This window comes from Halapricum sp. CBA1109, assembly GCF_009741825.1.
In the GTDB taxonomy this organism is placed as follows: Archaea; Halobacteriota; Halobacteria; order Halobacteriales; family Haloarculaceae; genus Halapricum.
The window spans coordinates 1-4422 of the sequence record NZ_WPCA01000184.1; the positions used below are offsets into that span (position 1 = coordinate 1).

Annotated in this window: 4 protein-coding genes and 1 pseudogene; all 5 read left to right on the forward strand. The window is 67.4% G+C overall.

Features of this window, described 5'->3' with window-relative positions:
- Positions 1–878: 878 nt before the first annotated feature.
- Positions 879–2147 (forward strand): serine hydroxymethyltransferase, encoded by a 1269-nt coding sequence (glyA, locus tag GJ629_RS14560; protein ID WP_157513675.1) that lies wholly within the window; start codon positions 879–881, stop codon positions 2145–2147.
- Positions 2148–2227: 80 nt separating this feature from the next.
- Complete coding sequence (locus GJ629_RS14565) at positions 2228–2593, forward strand: hypothetical protein (protein WP_157513676.1); 366 nt, start codon at positions 2228–2230, stop codon at positions 2591–2593.
- Positions 2554–3102, forward strand: a complete 549-nt coding sequence (locus tag GJ629_RS14570; RefSeq protein ID WP_157513677.1) for a hypothetical protein — start codon at positions 2554–2556, stop codon at positions 3100–3102. Before GJ629_RS14565 ends, GJ629_RS14570 begins: the two co-directional genes overlap by 40 nt.
- 49 nt (positions 3103–3151) lie before the next feature.
- Positions 3152–4003: a hypothetical protein gene (locus tag GJ629_RS14575; protein WP_157513678.1), complete on the forward strand. Its 852-nt coding sequence runs from the start codon at positions 3152–3154 to the stop codon at positions 4001–4003.
- 93 nt (positions 4004–4096) lie between these two features.
- Positions 4097–4422 (forward strand): annotated as a pseudogene (locus tag GJ629_RS14580) (hypothetical protein); the annotation flags it as partial.

A 4422-nucleotide genomic window follows, 5' to 3' on the forward strand; every position in this document is an offset into this window, starting at 1 on the left:
TCGCGTCACGTCCTCGACGCTCACCGCGGCCCCGAGATAGTACGAGAGCGGCGCGAGGACGAACAGCGCCTCGAACGACGGCGGGGAAACCACCTTGACGCCGGTCGTATCGGGGGAGACTGACGCCGGCACATCGACGGTCGACCCGAGTTCGACGGTCGGCGGCGCCGTCGGTTCGACGGGTGGGACCGACCGGGACCGTCCGTCGAGTGCGCACCGCTCATCGCGGTGATGGCCGCCGCGAGCCCCGACGGCGTCGGCGGGACCGTCACCGGGTCGCCGTCCGCCGTTCGCTCGTCGACCGCTATCGTCACCGGCGTCCGCTCCGGGAAGGATAGGTCCACGTGGTCGTCCCGACGGGTCGCGGTCGCCGCCCCGTCGAACGCCACCGTCGCGACGACCGACCGGTCGTCGGCCCTGTGCGTGGCTACCAGTCGGTGTGTGGACGCGTCCAGCGAACGGCGTTCACCGACGTCGAGCCGCGTCCCGAGACGCGCCGCGCTCGCCGGCACGGCCAACTCGGCGGCGGCCCCCGCCAGCGCGTCTACTGCTTCGGAACCCGCTGCTGTGCGCTCATCTCCGTCGACCAGAGCCGACGCCGGCGCGCTGTCACACCAGTCGGTAGCCCCGAGGACGTACGTCGAGGCCGTTCCGACAGCCCCCGCTGTCGGCTCTGTCACCCCCCAGGTGACCATTCGGTTACCCCTCACGGTGATAGCATAATATAATTACTGGTTCACCTGAATGATCGAACCTCGTTCCGTTACGGTCTGTGTAAATTCCTATTTGGTTGTGATTGATTTCTACTGCTTGGGGCGGGGTTGTGTCGCCGACCGCGGAAAGGTAGTTTATTAGCCTCCGGCCCACGAGAGCCAGATATGGACTACGATACGGTACGCGAGATCGACCCGGCGGTCGCGGACGCGCTGTCGGGCGAAGTCGACCGACAGAACGACACACTGGCGATGATCGCAAGCGAGAACCACGTCAGCGAGGCGGTCCTCGAAGCACAGAGCTCGGAGCTCACAAACAAGTACGCCGAGGGCTACCCCGGCGAGCGATACTACGGCGGCTGTGAGTTCGCCGACGACGTCGAGCAACTGGCCATCGACCGCGCGAAAGAGCTGTGGGGCGCAGAACACGTCAACGTCCAGCCACACTCGGGCAGTCAGGCGAACATGGGCGTCTACCTCGCGATGCTCGACCCGGGCGATAAGATCCTCTCGCTGGACCTGACCCACGGCGGCCACCTCAGCCACGGCCACCCTGCGAACTTCGCCGGCCAGGTCTACGAGGTCGAGCAGTACGAGGTCGACGAGGAGACGGGCTACGTCGACTACGAGGGTCTGGCCGAACTGGCCGAGGAGTTCGACCCCGACATCATCGTCTCGGGCTACTCCGCGTACCCCCGCGAGGTCGACTTCGAGCGCATCCAGGAGACGGCCGACGCCGTCGACGCCTACCACCTCGCGGACATCGCCCATATCACGGGTCTGGTCGCCGCCGGCGTCCACCAGTCGCCGGTCGGCGTCGCCGACTTCGTCACCGGGTCGACCCACAAGACCATCCGCTCGGGCCGGGGCGGCATCATTATGTGCGACGAGGAACACGCCGACGACATCGACTCCGCAGTCTTCCCCGGCAGTCAGGGCGGTCCGCTGATGCACAACGTCGCCGGCAAGGCCGTCGGGTTCAAGGAGGCGTTGGAACCGTCCTTCGAGGACTACGCCGAACAGACCGTCGAGAACGCCAAAGCGCTGGCCGACCAGTTGCAGTCCCGCGGCCTCGAACTCGTCTCGGGCGGCACGGACAACCACCTCGTCCTCATCGACCTCCGGCCGTCCCATCCCGACACGGCCGGTAAGGAAGTCGAGGAAGCCCTCGAAGAAGCGGGCATCGTCCTCAACGCCAACACCGTCCCCGGCGAGACGCGGTCGGCGTTCAACCCCTCGGGCATCCGCGCGGGCACCCCCGCGCTGACGACCCGCGGCTTCGACGAGGCGGCCTGCCGCGAAGTGGCCGACCTCATCGCCGACGTGGTCGATGCCCCCGAGGACGAGGCTGTCATCGCCGAGGTCAGCGAGGCCGTCGACGAGTTGACCGACGCCCACCCGCTGTACGACGACGAGGAACCGCTGTACGAGTGACGGTCGGCGATCGGTAATTGCCGTTTTATTTCTACCCACGAACGGAAAGATATTAGGACGCACACCCGTCGATTCATAGTATGGTGGACATATCCCGCCGGCGCTTGCTGGCCGTCGGTAGCGCGGTCGCGCTGACCGGCTGTATGGGTGGAGCAGACACTGACGCGGAGACGACCGACGGAGGCGATTCGACGACGGCGCCGACCGGTTCGCGGTCGGACGCGACCGAGACGGAGAGTGTCGTACCGGACGCTATCCGGACGGCACTGGCGCCGGTCCCGACGAGCGTCGACGCCGGACGCTCGCCGAGGTCCGACTCGCTCGCCCGGCCGACGTTCCCGAAGACGACCAGATCACCGAGCAGACTAGAGCGCTCGATATCTCCCCCGAGAACGCCGACTACGCTGTGGTCGCGACGTACGACGACGGTCGTATCGGCGTGCTAACGGGGGATTTCGACGCGGACGCGCCGGACACCACGGACGCGGACGGCACCTTCTACCGCGAGGACGGCCTGCTGGTCGGCGCGAGACACCCCGAGAACGAGTCTTGGGAGACGGGACTGGACGCGGCCACGGCGGCCGTCGACGACCCCTCGGCACGTCTGCTCTCGGAAGAGCGGGTCGGCGAGGCGCTCTCGCTCGTGGCGGAGTATCCGGTCGTGTCTTACAGCCCCTTCGGCGAGGACAACTCCGAGGAATTGGGGGACACGCCGGACCCGGTCGGGTTCGTGAGCGCGAGCGAAGAGATTCAGGGGTCGACAGAGCGTGCCGTCTACGTGTATCCCGACGCGGAAACCGCCGAGAAAGCGCTCTCGTCGGCGCTGTTCGACGGGGACTCGTTCACGGTCACGCGTGAGGGCGCGCTCGTCGTCCTCGAAGCGGAATCCGGGGCGACGAGCGGCGACACCCAGACGGTCGAGGCGACGACGGTCTCCGCGTCGGCCGACGAGTAGCGCGGCCCGTCCCCGAAGACATTTATTCGGCTGTTCGGTGGTCGAATGTATGTCGCGATTGTCACGGCGACGCCTGCTGGCGGTCGGCGGGACGGTCGCCCTCGGTGGGTGTATGGGTGGGACGAGCGACGAGTCTACCCGGTCCGAAGGGACCAGCGAGTCCGCACGGACGACACCGTCGGCGGAGTCGGTCGCTGGCCCACTGGGGGACCCCACGCGGTCCCTACTCGATCAGATTCCGGCCTCGGTCGGGGAGACGACGCTGGACCGGGTCACTCTCTACCGTCCGAACGACCTCGAAGGGACTTTCGTAAACTTGCCCGGAAGGGTCGGCGTCGAGATGGAGTCGGTCGACGTCTTCGCCATCGCGTACTACGACGAGGAGTTGGCGTCGTCCCTGTGGTTCCTGCAGGGGTCGTTCGACGCCTCGGCGCCGGCGTGGCCCGACGACGCCGTCGAGGCGGAAATCTACCGCGAACCGGGACTGTTCGTCGTCGGTATCGACGACGACGCGGCGTGGCAGGAGGGAGTCGAGGCGGTCGAGTCACCGAGGACACACACAGTCGGCGACAACGACGAGATGTTGCGAGTGCTGCGAGCGGTGCCGGACCACCCGCTCAAGGCTCTGGGCGAACCCAACAGTGATCCAAGGACGGACGCCGAACCGCTGTACCGTGCCGAAGCGCGCGAACAGAAGACCGCACAACGCCGTACCCTGGCGGTGCTGTTTGCGGATCCCAGCGGCCCGGAAACCGCACTCGAAACGGACCCGTTACCCGAGGAGGCGACCGTCCACCGCAAGGATGGACGGCTCCTCGTGTTCACCGAACCGAACCCACTCGCTAGGGACGACGATGTGGGCGGGGACGACGACGTGGGGACGCGAGACGCCTCGTCGTGACCGCGCGGCCGGGACGCTCGCCGCGGCCGGCTGGAAGTTTCGTCGATATCGCTGTCGGAATATTTTAGAGACAGCCCGTCGACAGGTCCGGATATGGTACGCACCTCCCGCCGGCGACTGCTTGCCGGTGCGACGCTCGCCGCCCTCGCTGGCTGTATCGGTGATATACCCGGGGACCCGACTGCCGCCGACACGGTGACGCCAGTGGACCCGCCCGACATCGACGGCACTGACTCCTCGCTCCCGGCCGAGATAGTCGAGGCGTTGGATCCGGTCCCGCCGGCCGTCGACGGCACGAACCTCACGCTGCTCAGGACCACGGCGGCGACCGATGGCCACCAGCAGTACGGCGCGCTACCGACGCTCGGGTCGGCCAGCGAGTTCGGGCTGGACGCCTCGGCCGTCGACCGGATGGCCGC

Bases quoted from the DNA above. Each gene is read 5' to 3' on its own strand.
- glyA (WP_157513675.1), top strand. From the start codon at position 879: ATGGACTACGATACGGTACGCGAGATCGACCCGGCGGTCGCGGACGCG.
- GJ629_RS14565 (WP_157513676.1), top strand. From the start codon at position 2,228: ATGGTGGACATATCCCGCCGGCGCTTGCTGGCCGTCGGTAGCGCGGTC.
- GJ629_RS14575 (WP_157513678.1), top strand. From the start codon at position 3,152: ATGTCGCGATTGTCACGGCGACGCCTGCTGGCGGTCGGCGGGACGGTC.